General features: G+C 47.3%; 2 protein-coding genes. Both read right to left on the bottom strand.

What is annotated here, in order from left to right; all coding sequences use genetic code 11:
• Positions 1-145 precede the first annotated feature (145 nt).
• The gene (locus tag AB6D58_RS18220; protein WP_017060510.1) at positions 146-499 is read right to left on the bottom strand and encodes a hypothetical protein; all 354 of its coding nucleotides are present in this window, start codon (positions 497-499) and stop codon (positions 146-148) included.
• Positions 500-688: 189 nt separating this feature from the next.
• The coding region (locus AB6D58_RS18215; protein ID WP_372157953.1) for a tandem-95 repeat protein at positions 689-19,707 on the bottom strand (19,019 nt) is incomplete at its 5' end.

The raw sequence follows: 19,707 nt of genomic DNA, 5'->3' as shown, positions 1-19,707 counted from the left end.
TAGGGTGAGCCTCCAAGCTTGCCCTTTTTGTTTGCTGATTCGTTAGAAAAATAAAAAGATCGTAAGCACACGAACCCTAAGTCGCTAATCCCTAATGCCTAATGCCTAATGCCTAATGAAAAATGACAAATGCCACACCATTAACTTACCTTAAAGAAGTGACTCGCTCACTGCGCAAAATGAGATAATTGATATAAGTGGTTTCAAGACAATCTTGTTCCCACACTGATAAAATCCGTTTAGCCGCAAAATAATAATCTTTGTTTCTCAACAACATCCCAACGGTGCGGCTAAGCTTTTCAAATCGAACGTGATCGCTCGCAGAGATGTAGTCATCGTCACTTTCAATAATGGGCGCTAAACCATCAGCAAACCAATTATTCAATATTTCTCGCATCTCTAATTCAGACTCAGGCACATCCACACTCGACAACTCTCGATGTTGAGGCGGTGGCACTATGTACTTCGACGCTTGCGGTGAACTGACATAACGATACATGTCGTCCCTCCTGTCTAACGGACCCTTCTAATAATTAAGGACATATTTACCTGTTCTCAAGTTTATTTAGCGAAACAAAAAAATAAATAAAAAAAAGCCATGTATCAATAACTCTACATGGCTTTAATGAGGGCAACTTTACGCTGCCCTATCTGCTTGTCGGTTTAGACTAAAACTAAGCCCTCTCGATTAAATCGAGCTTTGGTCGAAGTCGTTGCCTTGATCCGTTCCAGTTTGAGAATCTGAATCGAAGCTTCCAGAGTCGTCCGTGAAGTCAACACCTTGATCTTGACCACCTGAACTTGTCCAGTCGCTGCCACCAGATTCCATACCCGCCATGTCCGGTTGCTGTTCTTGCGTAGAACCTTGCATGGTGTATTGATCATCGACCTCAACTTCAACAGAACCGCTAGCACCGTCTATTGAGCTACCCAATTCGTCGTAACCTTGGAATTGGATCTCGCTAGTACCTTCGTAACCTTCTGGGAGTTCGACAGATACAGGCTGCTCTAGGTTGCCACTGATTGTGAAGCTACCATCACCGTTATCCAGTGCATTGCTCACAGTAGCGCCCTCAGGTAGACCAGACATATCAGCGTAATCAACCGATTCGTTACCACTCACCTCATCTGGAATCGAGATAGAGATAGTATCGCCCGGTGCCGCGGTTACATCTGCTGTACTGTCTTCAGTTTCAGCATCTTGAGCTTGGTCATCAGCTTGTTGAGCCACTTCCACTTGTTGCTCTTCTGTTGCTTGAGCAGCTTGGACTTGTGGTTCATCACTTTGTACTGAATCATCTTCAACTTGGATGCTTAAGCTGTGACTTGATACTTCACCGCCGTCGTTAACTTCAACATTCATCGCTAAATTGCCATCGAAGTCTTCGTTCGGCCAGTAAGTCCACTCACCTTCACCTGATTCGGCAAAGAAGCCAGCATCGTTCGCGTCTGCAACATCAACAACTTGTGCAGAATCACTGACGCCTAACTCATCCACCAGCTGTGCATCCGTGATAGTTAGTGAACCATCATCAGCTAAGGTATAACCTTCGCTCGCCGCTGCTTCATCGCCACTTTGGATATCCACATTGAAGAAGCTTTCGATGCGATTTTCGCCATCGGTCGCTATAAACCCAACTTGAACATCGCCGGTGTAGTCTTCAGCAGGAGTGAATTGATAGTTACCTTGGTTATCGCTCTCAATTACGCCCTGACCTTCCATCAAGCTTACTGACTCAATGCTCAAGCTGTCGCCTTCTGCATCGCTCAGATTCGCTAACATGTCTTCATCAGTGAACGACAAGGTGGCATCCGCTGCGATTTCCGTCGTTGTGATGCTGTTAACTTCTGGTGCTGCATTCCCTTGCGAGTCACCTTCTTTCACGACTACGCCAGTTTGCTCATCATGAAGCACGCCATCTTTATCAACTACGTACGCAATGTCTGCTTCGCCCGTGAAGCCTGGTGCTGGTGTGAACGTCCAAGTGCCATCGCCATTATCGACAATCTCACCTTGGCTGCGGTCGGCAAGATGAACCAGTTTCACTTCATCATCGCTGTCTGCATCCACATTCTCAGCCAAAGCAATTAGGTCGTCCGCCGTTAGGATGATGGAATCACCCGCCACAGTTTCGAAATCACCTGAATCGATACCATCATCAAACGCTTCCGGCTCATCTCCGTAATCAACCGTTGTTGCGCTTACGGTTACGAAGAACTCACCATGGAAGTCTTCCGGCGGCGTCATTTGAATGTTTGAGATATCCCAGTCGAACAGGTCGATGTATTGACCCGGCTCGGTGATCATCACGGTATTCACACCATCTGTTACCTCGAATCCAACAGGGAAACCTGTCATCACCAAGTTACTTAGTGTTTCTGAATCATCGACTAGGCCAACGTTCAGTCCCAAGTGACCCGTTTCATCTTCGCCGAAGACTAATGGACCGTCATGGTCAGTTGAAATAACCGCGCCATCTGCGACAGGACGTACGTACACAGGAACATCGAGAACCGTTTCGAACTCACCGTCACTCACGACAACTTGTAGGTCAGAAACACCCGCAAAGTCGCCTGTTGGTGTGAATGTCCAAGTACCATCACCGTTGTCTGTAACTTCTCCGCCATCTTCACCGTCTGCGGTGATAATGCGAGAAACAACAAGGTCTGCGGTATCAATGTCACCGAACAAGTTCATCAAGTCGCCAGCATCGAAGGTGAACGCGCCATCTTCGTCTGTGGTCATCATTGCGTTGCCGACATTGAATGGTGCGTCGTTAACCGGAATGACATCCACATTCAGCGAGCCATCAACCACTTCTTCACCGTCAGTCGCTTGATAACCGAGTTCTACTAAGCCATTAAAGTCTTGAGTAGTCACTAAGTGATACATGCCGTCTGGTTGCTGAGTTAAGGTCGCATTCGCTGGTGCTCGTACTGTGATGCTCTCAATGCTGATCTCGTCGCCATCAAGGTCTGTCACTTGACCCGCGATGTAAGCAGGGTCAATCACCATGACCACATCTTCTTCGCCTTGCATCTCAATGGTTGGCGCTTCAGGTGCATCATTCACTGGCGTAACATCGATGTTGCCGTCGACTGAAATTGTCTCTTGGCCATCGCTAACGTTAAACGTCATTGGCACATCGCCATTGAAGTTTTCGTTTGGTGTAAATGACCAAGTACCATCTTCGTTATCTAGCAACTCACCCAAGCTAGGGTCGATTTGTAGACCAGAAGCCGACAGCTCGTCTGCGGTGTTATCGATGTCGGTAGCTTGAGCTAACAACATGTCTTGTGTGATAAGAATGGTGCTGTCTTCGGCTGTGGTTAGTTTCACATCCTCAGATTCAGGTCCATCGTTCACAGCCAGAACTTCGATACCTGCCGTTGTTGTTGCCGTTGCACCGTCATCATCGGTCACGACCACATCTAGGCTGATATCACCATTAAAGTTCTCGTTTGGCGTGAAGGTCACAGACCCATTATCGTTTTGAACCAAGGTGCCGTCAGAGCCTGAGTAAGTCACGCTTTCAAGTGACACTTCACCATCAACGTCAGAGCTATTAGCAATTAACTGCTCAGGGCTGATTGTGATGGTGCCATCTTCGTTCATTTGGTAAGACGTAGAACCCGCTACCGGCGCATCGTTAACATCCGTTACCGTCACACCAATATTGGCATCGACTGTCTCAGTGCCATCAGTCACTGTGAAGCCTAGGTTGACATCGCCATTGAAGTTCTCGTTCGGAGCAAAGCTATAAGTGCCGTCACCGTTATCAGTGAACACACCTTCTGCGCCCGTGTAAGACACGTCAACGATAGACAGGTCATCGCCGTCAATGTCTGCAGCACCTGCTAGTAGGTCTGCATCCGTGAAGATTAGCGTTCCATCTTCCTCAACAGTAAAGTTTTGGTCTTCTGCTGTTGGTAGGTCATTGGCTGGGTTAACCGTTAGGTCGACTCCAGCTTGAACAGTTTCAAGGCCATCTGACACATCGAAGCTCAAATCAATGTCACCGTTGAAATCAGCATCCGGAGTGATAGTAAATGAACCATCTTCGTTCGCTGTTACGGTCGCATTGTCACCTGCAGATAGGTTGCTTGCGGTTAGTGCATCACCATCAACATCGGATGCGTTAGCCAGCAACTGCTCTTGAGATAGCGTAATTGAACCGTCTTCATCAACCGAGTAAGCCACGTTTCCGGCCACTGGTGCGTCGTTAACTGCAATAACTTCAATACTAGCGGTAGTCTGAGCCGTTGCACCGTCGTCATCAATAACCGTCACATCAAGGTTGATGTCGCCGTTAAAGTTTTCGTTTGGTGCGAACGTTACCGACCCATCTTCATTTTGAACCAAGATACCGTCTGCACCTGAGTAGCTCACGCTATCAAGCGACACTTCACCGTCCACATCGGAGCTATTAGCAATCAACTGCTCAGGGCTCAATGTGATGGTGCCATCTTCGTTCATTTGGTAAGACGTTGCGCCTGCCACTGGTGCATCGTTAACGTCTGTTACCGTTACGTCGATGTTAGCATCGACCGTCTCTGTACCGTCAGATACTGAGAAGTCTAGGCTTACGTCACCGTTGAAGTTCTCGTTCGGTGCAAAGGTGTAGGTTCCATCGCCATTGTCGGTAAACACACCCTCTGCGCCAGTGTAAGACACGTCGGCAACTGAAAGCTCATCACCATCAATATCAGAAGCACCTGCTAGCAGTTGCTCGTCCGTAAAGGTAAGCGAACCGTCTTCTTCAATGGTGTAAGCGACATCTTCTACAACTGCGATGTCATTCACTGGATTCACAGTAAGGTCAGCCGTTGCAACAACCGTTTCAGTACCATCAGAAAGGTCGAAGCTTAGGTCAATATCGCCATTAAAGTCAGCATCCGGGGTAATGGTAAATGAACCATCATCGTTTGCCGTAACGGTCGCGTTATCACCGGCGGTTAGGTTGGCAGCGGTAAGATCATCGCCGTCCACATCCGATGCTTGAGCAAGCAGCTGCTCTTGGCTTAGTGTGATTGAACCATCTTCATCCACTGAGTAAGCCAAGTCACCTGACACTGGCGCGTCGTTAACCGCGATAACTTCAATACCCGCAGTGGTTTCAGCCGTTGCACCCTCTTCATCAGCAACGGTGACATTTAGGCTGACATTGCCGTTGAAGTTTTCATTTGGTGCGAAGCTGTAAGTACCATCACCATTGTCAGTAAAGATACCGTCTGCGCCTGAGTAGGAAACGTCGCTAACGGATACATCACCTTCAATGTCTGAGCTGTTCGCAAGAAGCTGTGCTTCAGAGATGGTAATCACGTTATCTTCGTCAACGCTGTAGGTCGTTGAACCTGCAACTGGCAAGTCATTAACGGCAATGACGTCGATACCTGCGGTTGTTTCAGCGGTTGCGCCATCTTCATCCATAACAGAGACATCAAGACTGATGTCACCGTTAAAGTTTTCGTTTGGAGCAAAGGTGTAAGTACCATCACCATTATCAGTGAATACACCATCAGTGCCGCTGTAGCTTACATCGCTGACAAACACTTCCCCTTCAACATCCGAGCTATTCGCTAGAAGTTGTGCATCGCTTAGGGTGATACTGCCGTCTTCTTCAACACTGTAAGTCGTAGAACCCGCTACCGGTACGTCGTTGATTGGAACCACTTGAACATCAATATTCGCCGATACAACATCTGTACCATCACTCACATCGTAAGTTAGGTCGACATTACCATTGAAGTTCTCGTTTGGAGCAAAGGTATAAGTACCGTCGCCGTTATCCGTGAACACACCGTCTGTACCTTCGTAGTTAACCGACTCGACAGAAAGGTCATCGCCATCAATATCCGTTGCACCAGCCAATAGCTGTTCATCGGTAAAGGTCAGCGAACCATCTTCATTAATGGTGTAGTCGTGGTCGTAAATTACAGAAAGGTCGTTAACTGCTGTTACGGTCACGTCTAGTTCCGCTGGAGTAACCCCACCGTTGCCATCGTCTACGTTGTAGCTAATCGAGAATTCACCATTGAAGTTCTCTTCCGGTGTAATGGTGTAAGTACCATCACCATTGTCAGTGATAAGAGCGTTCTCAATGGAAACATCTCCAACACTTGGTTCGTTACCACCCGTTTCACCAGAATCATCACCTTCCTCGCCGGTTAGCAATTCAGAGATATCAATGCCGTTTTCATTCGCGAGCGCTTCTTCTGCCGTTGGTAAATCAAACGCATTCTCGCTGCCTACATCTTGGCTTGGAACAATAACGCCGTTCACGATATCAAATACATGCCAGTGGTCACCCGATGGGCTTTCAGATAAATCAGGGCTAAAGGTTTCAACCAATGTATCGCCAACAAATACCTGAACCTGTACATCTTCAACACCATCTACATCCCAACTTCTGCTGGTGTAGTTGTGTACTGAATAGTGCATGTCAGCATCTTGATAATTTGGAATAGTGATGGTTTCAGGACCACCGCCATTCGTGTCATCTACATCTTGCTGAACGACATTACCTTCACCCAAATCATGGCTCATGTCGCGATAGTAAATATGGTCTAGCTCACTGCCATTCTCTGTATCGTAGAGCCATAGGTGGTTGTCCATATCACGTGGACTGTCACCCCATGTGACCACGATACGCATATCTGTTTCTTCAAGGACTTCAGATATTGCAGTCACGCCACCATTGGTATCTTCGCCTGCTGGAACTAGGAAGCTGCTAGTAATTGAGCCTTCTTGTTCAATCGTAACGGTACCTTGGTCAACAACTGGACCGCTCACAGAGTAGTTACCAGATTGATCGGTCACCGCTGTGTAAGAATGACCTGCGTTGTCGGTTAGCGTAACATCCGCACCTGCGATTGGATTGCCAGTTTCAGCATCCAACACTGTACCGGTTACGGTTGTTTCATCGCCCTGCTCTCCGATAATTGCGGTCATGTCATCGTCTTCGATGTCAGTCGCGAATTGTAGGAGCTCTTCTTGAGTAATGGTGTATGAACCGTCTTCTTCAATGGTTATCGCCACATCAGCAGAAACAATTGGCGCGTCGTTAACTGGGTCAACGGTTAAGCCTAAGTTAGCGGCAATTGGTGTGTCGCCATCGCTGATGCTGTAGGCAACATCGATGTAGCCATTGAAGTTTTCGCTTGGAGTGATTGAGAACGTGCCATCGCCATTGTCGACAATCGTTGCATCGTCGCCCACTAAGGTTAAGTCGGAGGCGACAAGGTCATCGCCCTCAATATCAGCGGCATTCGCAAGTAACTGCTCCTGCGTGATAGTGATGACATTATCTTCATCAACGTTCGCATAAACATCAGATGTCGTTGGCAAGTCGTTGACTGGGTTTACCGTCAGATCGGCGTTCGCCACAATCGACTCAGTGCCGTCCGAAATATCAAAGCTTAGGTCGATATCGCCATTGAAGTTCGCATCTGGCGTTACCGTAAAGGTGCCATCGCCATTATCAACAACAGTTGCATTATCGCCTGCGCTTAAGTTGCTTGCGGTTAGGTCATCGCCATCCACATCAGATGCTTGAGATAGCAACTGCTCTTGAGTCAGAGTAATGGAACCATCTTCATCAATGCTGTATGCCAAATCACCCGATACTGGTGGATCGTTAATTGGAAGAACATCAATACTTGCGCTGGTGGCTACTGTCGCACCGTCTTCATCTGTCACCACTACATCGAGGCTAACATCACCGTTAAAGTTTGCGTTCGGTGCAAAGCTGAATGTACCGTTACCATTGTCAGTAAAGATGCCGTCAGCGCCTGTGTAAGTAACGCTATCAATCGCCACTTCACCTTCAATATCAGAAGAGTTCGCCAACAGTTGCTCTGCACTGATGGTGATAACTTCATCTTCGTTGACTGAGTAACTGGTTGAGCCTGCGATTGGCGGATCGTTCACCTCAAGTACGGTGATTCCCGCGGTGGTCGCTTCTGTTGCCCCTTCTTCATCGGTAACAACAACCGCTAAGCTCACATCACCATTGAAGTTCTCGTTTGGCGAGAAGGTGTAAGTGCCGTCACCGTTGTCTTCGAACACACCGTCACTGCCAGTGTAAGTCACGCTATCAATCGCAACCTCACCTTCAATATCTGAAGAGTTGGCTAATAGCTGTTCGTTACTGATCGTGATTGAGTTGTCTTCATGCACAGTGTAAGACGTGCTACCCGCCACTGGTGGATCGTTCTCAGGCGTCACGCTCACATCAATGTTGGCTTGAACCGTATCCGTGCCATCTGACACATCAAAGCTGAAGTTCACATCACCATTGAAGTTCTCGTTTGGCGCAAAGCTGTAGCTTCCGTCACCATTGTCGGTAAGCACACCATCAGCACCCGTGTATGTCACACCTTCGACTGTTAGGTCATCACCTTCAACATCCGTCGCACCCGTTAACAGGTCAGCGTCAGTGAAGTTAAGAACCCCATCTTCACCAATAGTGAATGCTTGGTCTTGTGGCTCTGGCGCATCATTGACAGGTGTTACCGTCAAGTCTAGGCCAGCCGCGACCATGTCTTCTCCATCGGTTACATCGTAACTAAATTCGATATTACCGTTGAAGTTTTCACTCGGTGTAATGGTGAAGCTGCCATCGTCGTTCATTTGAACGGTCGCATTTTCATCATTGGTAGTTAGGTTGATTGCTGATAAATCATCACCATCAATGTCAACAGCGTGCTCTAGCAACTGCTCTTGAGTTAGCGTGATGCTGTTGTCTTCGGCTGTCACAGCACTGATGTCACCATCAACTTCTGGAGTATCATTCGCTGGCGAGATATGAATCGTCACATCTTGGGTTGCCGTCGCGGTGGTGCCCGTATCAACATCAGTCGATGTCGCATTTACAGTTAGAACCACATCACCATTGAAGTCACCTGAAGGGATAAACTCTAGCCCTTCTAGCTCGCCTGGTTGCAATGACCATGTGCCATCACCGTTATCGGTACCTGCAGAAAGCGAGCTGCCTTCCGGCACATCTTCAATCAAAATAGCAAGGTTTTCTGAACCATCGGTATCAGTAAGCGCCGCATCAATATCAAGTGGTACAGGTGTATCTTCGGTACCAATGATTTGGTAATCCGCGTCAGACACTGTGATTTCAATGTTATCGATGCCAAACGACTCATCACTTACACCTTGATTCAAGGTTGAACCGAAGCCTAACTCAAGTTGGCCGTCTTCAACGGGTACCGTTAGGTTGATTTGGTGTGCTTGGTCATTCCAACCACTGAAGCCCTCACCTTGCGATACGCCGTGAACCACTTCGCCGACTTCATTTCCTTCTGAATCGTAAAGCGTTGTTGTGCCATCTTGAGTACGGAACGCAGAATTATCTAATGTCGTTAGCTCTTCGCCGCCGACAAAGATTTGGAACGACTCACCATCCCAAGAATCAATTTCGTAGAAGTTGAACGAGATATTAACTTCGCTCACATCACTTGGAATATCGTAAGTTTTGCTAACAGCCTCCTCGCCACCAGTGCCACCAATACGACCTAGCATGTCACCAGATTCGAAGCCTTGTGAGCTTTCAGTACCTGTATTCCAACCGTTGGAGCCAGACTCGAAGTTGTCTGAAGCAATCACTAGGTCAGAAGCAATCGACAGCTCTGGCATATCAACCACAGATTGAACATCAATCGTCGCTTCTGCTGGTACTGTCGCTGTACCGTCATTCACGTCGAACGTCACATTCACATTGCCGTCGAAGTTTTCATTCGGTGCAAATGTATAAGTACCGTCGCCGTTATCAACCAAAGTACCGCTATCTGAAGCCACATTTTCAACCGATAAGTTATCGCCATCAATGTCGCCCGCATTTTGCAGCAGTTGCTCTTCAGTGAAGGTAAAGCTGGTGTCTTCTTGAGTCACAAATTGTGGCTCACCGACTGTTGGCAAGTCATTAACTGGGTTAACCGTTAGGTCAGCCGTTGCTTGAAGCGTCGCATCGCCATCGGTAATGTCGAAGTTCAAATCAATGTCGCCATTGAAGTTAGCATCTGGCGTGATAGTGAAACTACCATCATCGTTTGCTGTAACTGTCGCATCACCACCAACGGTTAGGTTAGCCGCTGTTAAGTCATCGCCATCAACATCACTCGCTTGAGCAAGTAATTGCTCTTGGCTCAAGGTAATTGAGCCATCTTCGTCCACGCTGTACGCCAAGTCGCCCGATACCGGAGCATCGTTAACAGGCAGAACATCAATGCTTGCGTTGGTCGCTACGGTTGCGCCTTCTTCATCTGTCACCACTACATCGAGGCTAACATCGCCATCGAAGTTTGCGTTCGGTGCGAAGCTGAATGTTCCGTCACCATTGTCGGTAAAGATACCGTCTGAACCTGTGTAGTTAACGCTATCAATCGCCACTTCACCTTCGATATCAGAAGCGTTTGCCAACAGTTGCTCTGAACTGATGGTGATAACTTCGTCCTCGTTGACTGAGTAGCTGGTTGAGCCTGCGATTGGTGGATCGTTCACCTCAAGTACAGTAATACCCGCGGTGGTCGCTTCAGTTGCGCCCTCTTCATCAGTTACGACAACATCAAGGCTAACTTCGCCGTTGAAGTTTTCGTTTGGTGAGAAGGTGTAAGTACCGTCACCGTTGTCTTCAAAGACACCGTCAGCGCCAGTGTAAGTCACGCTATCGACTGCCACATCACCTTCAATGTCAGAAGAGTTAGCAAGTAACTGTTCGTCACTGATGGTAATTGAGTTGTCTTCATGAACGGTGTAAGACGTGCTACCTGCAACCGGTGGATCGTTCTCTGGTGTCACGCTGACATCAATGTTGGCTTGAACTGTATCCGTGCCATCTGACACATCAAAACTGAAGTTCACATCACCATTGAAGTTTTCGTTTGGCGCAAAGCTGTAGCTTCCATCACCATTATCAGTAAGAACACCATCCGCACCTGTGTAAGTAACGCCTTCAACCGATAGGTCATCCCCATCAATGTCGGTCGCACCTGTTAGCAAGTCTTCATCTGTGAAGTTCAAGATGCCATCTTCGCCGATGCTGAACGTTTGATCTTGTGGTTGTGGAAGGTCATTGACTGGGTTAACGGTTAGGTCAGCCGTCGCAACCAGCGTATCTGTACCATCGCTAATGTCGAACGTTAGGTCAATGTCACCATTGAAGTTCGCATCTGGCGTAACGGTAAAGCTGCCGTCATCGTTAGCAACAACCGTCGCGTCTCCATCAACAATCAAGTTAGAAGCAGTAAGGTCGTCGCCATCTACATCACTCGCTTGAGAAAGAAGCTGCTCTTGGCTCAAGGTAATCGAACCGTCTTCCTCAACACTGTATGCAAGGTCGCCTGATACTGGTACATCGTTGATTGGTAATACATCAACCGTAATAAACGTATCAACTTGAGCGCCGTCTTCATCTTGAATGGTTACATCCAACTGCACTTGGCCGTTGAAGTTTTCATTCGGAGCGAAGCTACATGTACCGTCACCATTGATTGAGAAGATACCGTCTGGGCCATCGTAGTTGATCTCAACAAGCTCAACATCACCTTCAATATCAGAAGCGTTCAACAGAACTTGAGACTCATTGAAAGTCAGTACTGAATCTTCATCGATGGTGTATGACGTAGGGCCAGCAACTGGCGGATCGTTCACCTCAAGGACAGTAATACCCGCCGTTGTTGCTTCAGTCGCTCCATCTTCATCCGTCACGACAACATCTAGGCTAACTTCGCCATTAAAGTTCTCGTTTGGCGAGAAGGTGTATGTACCGTCACCGTTGATTTCCAGAACACCGTCGCTACCACTGTAAGTCACGTTATCAATTGCGACTTCGCCTTCAATATCCGAAGAGTTCGCTAGCAGTTGTTCGTTGCTGATTGTAATAGAGTTGTCTTCATGAACCGTGTAAGACGTACTACCCGCAACCGGAGGGTCATTCTCTGGCGTCACGCTTACATCAATGTTAGCGGTTACCGTATCGGTACCATCTGATACATTGAACGAGAAGTTGACATCGCCATTGAAGTTTTCGTTTGGCGCGAAGCTGTATGTGCCATCGCCATTGTCGGTTAGGACACCGTCTGTGCCAGTGTACGTTACACCTTCAACACTTAGGTCGTCCCCTTCAATGTCCGTCGCACCTGTTAATAGGTCTTGGTCATTGAACGTTAACACGCCATCTTCGCCGACTGTGAATGTCTGGTCTTGTGCTTCTGGACCATCGTTCACTGGTGAAACCGTTAGCTCTAGGTTGGTAGAGACAACATCATCACCATCAGACACATCAAACGTAAAGTTAACATCGCCATTGAAATCAGCTTCTGGCGTTAATGTGTACGTACCATCACCGTTATCGGTAATCGTAACGCTCTCATCATCGGTTGCTAAATTCAGAGCCGTCAACTGATCGCCATCTAAATCACGCGCATTAGCCAATAAGTCTTCTTGCGTAATGATGATTGAACCATCTTCTTCAACCGTTGCAGAAACCGGAAGTGCTTCAGGTGCGTGCTCAATGTGCGCGCCTGTCGCGTTAATGTAGATGGTTTGAGAGACCGTTTCAGAATCATCATTCGATAACTCTGTCGCAGTTGCGGTTACATGAACTTCAAGCTGCTCATTGAAGTCTTCTGGTAACTGGATTTGTAACGCATTTTCGATAGCCGTTGTTGGTAAGTTCACCGTACCATCAGGGCCAACCGTTACTTCACCGCTGTAGATTTGGCTGTTCACTTCACCGACATCGATTGTGAAGTTGAAGTCAGAATAGTCAGCATCACCGCCGCCATACAAATCTTCAAATCCGTAAACCAGCTCGCCGTCTTCATTAACCGTAGTACGAGTATGTTCGATACCATCTTGGTTTAGCTGAGAGCTTGAACCACCATGGAAGATCGCGTCACCATTTTGGCCTTGAATCACTGTCTCGGTTCCATCAGCAGCCACAAAGACAAGTTGAGGATCAACCGTATCCATGTTCGCAGGCGAACCATCCTCAGCACGGAACTCGTACTGACCGTCTTGCATCGCATCAAAGTCGTTGTGCTGATGTCCGTTTGGAATTAAGAACAGGTTAAAGCTTTCGCCTTCCTCGACTTGGAAGCTGAATTGATCTTGCCCTGGAACAAGGTCGCCGCCACCACCAACTTGTGATGCGTTTTCGTAAACAACTTCAACACCTGTGATGTTGCCGTCTTCGTCTACTTTGTAGTAACCCGCAGCGTTTTGGTAGCCAGCCGTCTCACCTTCAAACGTTACTGTGATTTCAGTGTCGTTGTAACTGGTGATACCGTTCTCTTGGTCATTCAGAACGCCTTCGTTATCGTATTGAATAACCGAACCTTCTGGCACACCATCTACTGTAACAGTGAGTGTTTCAGACAAGTCTTGGTCGACAAGTGCCGCAGCAATGTTCAGTTCAACAATACCGCCTGGCTCAACCAAAATCGCCTGGTCGTCGACGTTAACACCATCACCATCCGTGATAACTAAGTCAGGCGCATCAGCAACTGCTTCAATGTGAACATTAATGTCTTGTTCAACTTCATCCGTACCGTCTGTCACAGTAAAGCTGAACTGCAGATCACCACTGAAGTGCTCTTCAGGAACGAAGCTGAACGTGCCATCGCCGTTGTCGGTTACTGTGCCTTCATCACCAGAGTAATTGATGCTGGTAACGCTTAGGTCGTCGCCATCAATATCAATTGCAGCACTCAATAGATCTTCTTGAGTGAACAGGATGCTGCCATCCTCTTCGATGTGGTACATTCCTGGAGCAACAATTGGAATGTCATTCACCGGATTAACGGTCAATGTCATATCATTAGACGTGCTCAGCTCACCGTCGCTCACCTCATAAGTGAATGCAATATCGCCATTGAAGTTCTCTGAAGGTGTCACTGTGTACGTGCCATCACCATTGTCTACAATGCTGGCATTTGGATCGTTAGTTTCAAGCGCGCTTGCAAACAACTCATCGCCATCTTGGTCGCTCGCGTTCTCCAACAACATTTCTTGTGTAACGAGGATTGAACCATCTTCGTCGACATCTGCCACCATTGGCGTCGCTTCTGGCGCATCGTTGACGAACTCAACTTTTAGGTCGATGTTTGCGGCAACCACATCAGTGCCATCGCTCACATCAAACGCTAAGTCAACGTTACCGAAGAAGCCCTGCTCTGGTGTTAATGTGTATGTTCCATCGCCATTGTCTGTGACTTCTACCGTGTCGCTTGCACTCGTCACATTCACAACTGACAGTTCGTCGCCTTCAATGTCTGTCGCTTGTGCTAATAGTTCAGCTTCGGTAATGGTAATCGCTTGACCGTCTTCCGTAGTGAAAGACATGTCAGGCACGTCTGGAGCATCGTTGATAGGGTTTACGGTTAGGTTGAGGTCAGCCGCAACAGTTTCGATCGCGTCAGTGACATCATAAGTAAACTCAATCTCACCAAAGAAATCTGCACTTGGTGTAATAGTGAAGCTACCGTCTGGGTTTTCTACAACAACCGCATTTGGATCGTTGGTCGCTAAGTTAACGGCTTCAAGGTTGTCGCCATCGACATCCGTCGCATTCGCTAACAGATCCTCTTGAGTGATAGTGATTGAACCATCTTCATCAACAGCGGCTTCAATTGGACCACCAACCTCTGGGCCTTCATTGACAATTTCAACGTCAACTCTTGCTGTACTTGGTGCGCTTGCTTGGCCATCACTGATATCGAAAGTCAGATTCACTTCACCGTAGAAGTCTTCTGCAGGTTCGAAGGTAAAGGTATTATCACCGTTATCCGTTAACGTACCTTGCGTTTGGTCTGCAAGTAATAGGTTTTCGACATGAAGAATGTCGCCATCAACATCGGTAGCACCAGACAATAGGTCTTTCGCTTCGATGATCATGGAGCCGTTTTCAAGCATTTGGGTGTGCAATGGTTCACCAGGAACTGGCACATCATTGACTGGTACGACCGTTAGGTCTAGATGCGTTGCAACTTCATCAGTTCCATCAAACACCTTGTAGTCGATGTCGATTTCACCATTGAAGTTTTCATTCGGCATGAAGGTAAACGTACCATCGCCGTTATCAACTAGCTCACCGTTATCACCACCGTAAGTGATGTCAGAAATAGACAGCGTATCGCCTTCCACATCTGTGGTGTTCGCTAGCAAGTCATCTGCACTGAACGTGATACCTTCATCTTCATCTGTCGATAGAACAATCGGGCCAGAAACGATTGGCGCATCATTTACTGATTCGAAATTGATATTGATGATATTGCTGTCTGTCAGCTCACCATCGGTAACTTGGTAACCAAGTTCGATTTCACCATGGAAGTTTTCATCCGGTGTTACCGTCCAAGTGCCATCACCATTATCGGTGAGTGTTGCATGCTCTGAGTTTTCACCCACTAGCTCTAGATTTTCAATATCAAGGTCGTCGCCATCAATATCAGATGCTTGCGCCAGTAGTTGCTCTTCGGTAATCACAACCGAAGCAAACTGGGCAGAACCATCGGTATCGACAGTAATATTCGGAAGATCAGCCGTTAACTCGATTTCGTTGTCACCCGCATGGATATTCAACTCAACCGTTTCAGTAATCTCTGAACCATCTACACCAATCGATGTAAACACCGCTTCATCATGACAAGTTTGTGACACTGTCATGTTTTGAACGACGTAAGTACCATTACCTTGCACGGTACCAAGCTCAAAGTAGGACACTGGTTGATCAACCGTTAGCGTGTAATCTGTCTCGAAAGTACCACGGTCTTCTTTGTGGTAAGTCATCGAGTCAATTAGGTCGCCATCCTCATTGAACGCTTTGATTTCTACTTCTGTAAAGTGACGAGACTCTTCCATGAACCAGCCACCCAAACCATCTAGGTGGAAACTGATTTCATTGATGTCTTGACCTTCAACTGAAACCGTCAGTTTCTCATCACCACTTAAGCCTTGGCGGTCAGTATCACCGATACCATGACCAATGTGGGTGTTGCCATTCCAGGCACCAAGAGGGTCATCGTTACTTTGAACAGTTACCGTTAAGTCACCATCTGAGAACTCACGCGTATAAGGGTCAACTTCTGTACCCCAATCATCCACACTCGCGTTATCGTCAAACGTACCGATTTGTGTGGTGTGTGTACCTTCAGCAAGAGCATCTTCACTTGGAACAAAGCGCACTTCGGTATCTGCAGGAACTTCTTGTCCTACTTCCAGTACCACCCATTCGTCATTCACATTTGCTTCAATGATGCCGTTTTCTGGCGCTTGGTCTAAACGTAGTGCTGGTTCTTCACGAAGTGTCACACCAACTGTTTGGTCTTCTTGCGCTTGGATGAAGATTTCATCGCCCGCTTCTGGCGCATCGTTGACAGGGTTAACCGTCAAGTCGAGTGTCGTCAGAACTTCATTCTCACCATCACTGATGCTGTATGTGAAGTCCAACTCGCCATTGAAGTTTTCTGTGTGCGTAATAGTGAATGAACCATCGTCATTAGTAACAATTGTCGCATCTGGATCGTTGGTTTGTAGGTTAGATGCCGTTAACTCATCACCTTCAACATCGGTCGCATTAGCGAGTAACTGCTCTTGAGTAATGGTGATTGAATTATCTTCATCGACTTCAGCCTGAATGCCCGAAGTTTCAGGTCCGTCATTCACAGCGATAACATCGATGCCAGCGGTTGTGGTTGCGGTTGCACCGTCTTCGTCAACGACAACAACGTCTAGTGAAATATCACCATCGAAGTTTTCATTTGGCGTAAAGGTGTAAGTACCATTGCCATTATCAACAAAAGAGCCGTCATCACCGGAGTACGATACTCCAGACAGTGAAACATCACCTTCTACATCGGAAGAGTTTGCCAATAATTGCTCATCACTGATCGTGATTTGGCCATCTTCTTGAACTGTGTAAGATGTCGAGCCCGCTACCGGTGGATCATTCTCAGGCGTTACGCTGACATCAATAACAGCTGATGTTGAATCAGTACCGTCAGAGACATCGAATGAGAATTGAACATCACCATTGAAGTTCTCGTTTGGAGCAAAGCTATATGTGCCGTCGCCATTATCGCTAAGAACACCATCTGCACCTGTGTAGAGTACGTTTTCAATCGACAGTTCATCACCATCAATATCCGACGCACCTGCAAGCAGGTCAGCATCGGTGAAGAGTAACGTACCGTCTTCTTCAATCGTGAACTGTTGATCTTGCGCTTGTGGCAAGTCATTAACCGGATTCACGGTAATGTCTAGGCCAACTTGAACTGAACCACCATCGTTATCGATGATATCGAAGTTCAGATCTAGGTCACCGTTGTAATCTGCGTTCGGTGTGATGGTGTAGCTGCCATCATCATTGTGTTGGATGGTCGCATTTTCATCAGTAGATAGGTTGATAGCTTCTAAGTTGTCGCTATCGATATCACCTGCTCTTGCTAGCAATTGCTCTTGGCTTAGCGTGATGGAGCTATCTTCATTGATGGTGTAAGCCAAATCGCCCGATACTGGCGCATCATTGATTGGCAATACATCAACGTTAATGTGTGTTTCAACCGTTGCGCCATCTTCATCTTGAATGGTCACACCCAGTTGAACCTGACCATTGAAGTTTTCGTTGGGTGCAAAGCTGCATGTACCATCACCATTTACAGTGAAGATACCGTCAGAGCCATCGTAGTTAATGCCAACAAGTTCTACATCTCCTTCGACATCCGAAGCATTCACAAGAATCTGAGATTCACTGAACGTCAGAACCGAATCTTCGTCAATGGTGTATGACGTTGGACCCGCAACTGGTGGATCGTTCACTTCAAGAACGGTAATACCTGCTGTGGTTTCATCAATTGCACCTTCTTCATCTGCAACAATCACATCAAGGCTGATATCACCGCTGAAGTTTTCATTAGGAAGGAAGGTATAGCTGCCATCGCCGTTATCTTGGAACACACCATCAGTGCCACTGTAAGTCACAGTATCAACCGACACCGCACCTTCAATATCCGAAGAGTTAGCTAGCAACTGTTCATCAGAAATTGTGATGGCATTGTCTTCATTGACCATGTATGAGGTTGAACCCGCAACTGGCGGATCGTTCTCAGGAGTCACACTCACATCAATGTTAGCGCTGACTGTTTCTGTGCCATCAGACACATCGAAACTGAAGTTCACATCGCCATTGAAGTTCTCGTTTGGCGCAAAGGTATAAGTACCATCACCGTGGTCGGTCAGTACGCCATCACCACCTGTATAGCTAATACCTTCAACGGTTAAGTCGTCGCCATCAATATCGGTGGCACCGGTAAGTAAGTCGACGTCTGTAAATTGAAGCGTACCGTCTTCTGCGATACTGAATTGTTGGTCTTGAGGAACCGGCAAGTCATTAACTGGGTTAACAGTAAGATCGGCGGTTGCTTGAACCGTGTCAGTACCGTCAGTGATGTTGAATTGAATATCAATGTCACCATTGAAGTTCGCATCTGGTGTGATGGTGAAACTGCCGTCATCGTTAGCTACAACCGTCGCATCACCACCAACTGTTAAGTCACTTGCGGTTAGATCTTCGCCTTCTACATCGGACGCTTGAGACAACAGCTGATCTTGGCTCAGTGTGATTGAACCATCTTCGTTAACGTTGTAAGCCAAATCACCAGACACTGGCGCATCATTGATTGGTAATACGTCAACATTGATGACGGTTTCCACTTCTGCACCATCTTCATCACGAATGGTGACATCAAGCTGAACTTGGCCATTAAAGTTCTCATTTGGAGCGAAGCTGCAAGTGCCGTCACCATTTACTGAGAAGATACCCTCAGGGCCATCGTAGCTAATACCAACAAGCTCAACATCCCCTTCTACATCTGAGGCGTTAAGCAACACTTGAGACTCACTGAAGGTAAGTACTGAGTCTTCATCAATGGTGTAAGACGTAGGGCCTGCAACCGGCGGATCGTTCACTTCAAGAACATTGATGCCCGCGGTCGTTGAGTCGGTCGCACCATATTCATCAGCAACAACCACATCCAGTGCAATTTCACCGCTGAAGTTCTCATTTGGCGAGAAGGTGTAAGTGCCGTTACCATTGATTTCGAGGACACCGTCGCTACCAGAGTAAGTCACGCTGTCTATCGATACATCACCTTCAATATCTGAAGATGTTGCCAATAGTTGTGCATCAGAAATGGTAATCGAATTATCTTCATTCACCGTGTAGGACGTTGAGCCCGCAACAGGCGGATCGTTCTCAGGAGTCACGCTAACATCAATGTTTGCAGACACGGTATCGGTACCGTCTGACACATCGAAGCTAAAGCTCACATCACCATTGAAGTTTTCGTTTGGAGCAAAGCTATATGATCCCTCACCCAAGTCAGTCAGTACGCCATCAGTGCCTTCATAAGTGATGCCCTCAACCGTCAGGTTATCACCTTCAATGTCTGTCGCGCCTGTAAGCAGATCCGCGTCTGTGAACAGTAAAGTACCGTCTTCTTCAACACTGAATTGCTGATCTTGAGGTACTGGCAGGTCATTGATTGGGTTAACCGTCAGGTCTGCTGAAGCTTGAACGGTATTGGTGCCATCTGAGATATCGAAGCTGATATCGATGTCACCGTTGAAGTTTTCATCTGGCGTAATCGTGAAGCTGCCGTCATCATTAGCTACAACCGTCGCATCTCCACCAACCGTTAGGC

The organism is Vibrio sp. 10N.239.312.D08 (assembly GCF_041466145.1).
GTDB lineage: Bacteria > Pseudomonadota > Gammaproteobacteria > Enterobacterales > Vibrionaceae > Vibrio > Vibrio crassostreae_C.
The sequence above is the reverse complement of the archived record's forward strand: the minus strand, read 5'-3'. Positions and strand labels throughout refer to the sequence as shown.